This window comes from Sandarakinorhabdus oryzae (assembly GCF_009733735.1).
GTDB classification, from domain to species: Bacteria; Pseudomonadota; Alphaproteobacteria; order Sphingomonadales; family Sphingomonadaceae; genus Sandarakinorhabdus; species Sandarakinorhabdus oryzae.
Genome location: NZ_WNJP01000296.1, coordinates 1 through 1,870, shown reverse-complemented (window position 1 = coordinate 1,870; position 1,870 = coordinate 1). Strand labels below are relative to the sequence as shown.

The 1,870-nt window shown below is 71.4% G+C and carries 2 protein-coding genes; both read right to left on the bottom strand.

Annotated elements, in window-relative coordinates; genetic code table 11:
* Window positions 1-703 (bottom strand): UvrD-helicase domain-containing protein (locus tag GJ693_RS15795; RefSeq protein ID WP_156257189.1); only part of this gene is annotated, 703 nt, incomplete at its 3' end.
* Window positions 704-713: 10 nt separating this feature from the next.
* A partial coding sequence (locus tag GJ693_RS15790) for a PD-(D/E)XK nuclease family protein (protein ID WP_197042282.1) occupies window positions 714-1,870 on the bottom strand: 1,157 nt, incomplete at its 5' end.

Below are 1,870 nucleotides of genomic sequence, written 5' to 3'. Positions count from 1 at the left end.
CCAGGGTGGCCGCCTCGCTGCCGCCGTCGCCCAGGCCCAGCGCCCGGCGCAGCAATGGCTCGACCGCCTCCACGCGCATGTCGGCCAGCGTCGCACCGTGGCGGGGCAGCGCGGCCATGATCTCGTGCAGCCGGCCCTCGCCACCATCAATGGCGATCTCGGCAACATCGGCCAGGAACGGCTGATTGCCGGTATCGGTCAACGCCTCGGCCAGCACACGGCGGCGCAGCAGGGCGCCGGCGCGGTCATCCAGCGTCTGGAAGCCCGGCGTGATGCCGGCCTCCACCGGGAAGCTGGCGATCAGGCCTTGCGCGAAACTGTGGATGGTCTGGATGGCAAGGCCGGCCGGGGTTTCCAGCACGGCCGCAAACAGCCCGCGGGCGCGGGTAAGGGTGGCGGCATCGGTGGCGGCGCCGATGGCCTTCAGATCGGCTGCCAGTTCGGCCTCCGCCCCGCCCGCCCAGCGCGCCAGCCGCTGCATCACCCGGTCCTGCATTTCGGCGGCGGCCAGCTTGGTGAAGGTGAGGCACAGGATGGCTTCCGGCCGCACGCCCTCCAGCAACAGACGCAACACACGTGCCGTGAGCACCTGCGTCTTGCCGGTGCCCGCCGATGCCGCCACCCAGGCATGCACCTGCGGATCGGCGGCGTCACGCTGCTCCGGCAGCAGCGGCAGCAGCGCCCCTGTCTTGCCCCCGCTCATGCGCCCAAACTCATTTCAGGGGCTCCCGCCGATTGATCCATTCGGCGACGCGGGCCAGGTGATCGAAATCCCCCCATGCCCACTCCGGCCGCAGCTTGGGCCGGAACGGATTGCGGGTGAGCAGATAGCGGCTGACCAGTTCATCGGCGCGCGCCAGCACCTGGGGCAGATGTGCGTCGACCGCCACCGGATTGCGCCCGCCCAGCGGGTCGCTGCGCTTGCCGGCCTCGCGCCGGCCGCCCTTCAGCTGCCAATATTCGATGCTGCCTGGCGGGCCGCCCGGCACCGGCTTGTCCGCTTGGCGTAACGCGCCAGCGACGGCCATGGCCAGGCCAAGCGCCAGCTGGTTGGCATCGAGTGCCTGCACCCGTTTGGCCGATGGCGGAGCGCCGGTCTTGTAATCCACGACGCGCAGGCGGCCATCCTCGTGCCGGTCAAGCCGGTCGATGCGGCCGCGCAGGGTAACGGCGCCGGCCAGCACCAGTTCGCCGGCGACTTCGGCCAGCATGGTGCGCCAGCCAGCGGCTTCGTCGTCCAATATTTCCTGCCCGGCCCAGGCCAGCGCCCGTTTCATGCGCGGCGCCCAGGCAGCGGCGAGCAGCGGGAAATGCTTGGCCTCGCTGTCCAGCTCTTCGCGGGCGATCTGTTCCAGCTGCGCCAGCGTGCCATGGCCCTGCAGGATCCAGCGTTCCAGCACCTTATGGGCAAGATTGCCGCGCATCGCCGGCGTCGGATCCTGATCGAGCGGATCGAGCGGCGACAGTTTCAGGATGCGCTTGGCGTGGAAGGCAAAGGGATCGGCGACCAGCGTGTCGATCTCGGTGATGCTGATGCGCCTGGGCCGCAGCGCAAGCGGCGGGTTGGGCAGCGGCGCTTTCGCCGGTTGCGGGCCGCCAACGGCGCCATCCACGGCGCGGGCAATGGCGATCAGATCATCGCGGCGCGGCAGCGGCGGGGCGCCGGCGCGCTCGAACTGGGCGATCAGCCGCAGCCACAGCCGCGACGGGACCTGCGGGCCACTCGCGTCGCGGCGGGCGCGAGTGATCAGCACGCGCCTGGCGCTGGCGGCACGCAGGAAATCCTGGGCGGCCAGCCCCTGCGCCCGCGCCGTGCCAGGCAGGCCCAGCTTGCCGCGGATGGCGGGTGCCAGCCACGGATCGGGCGACG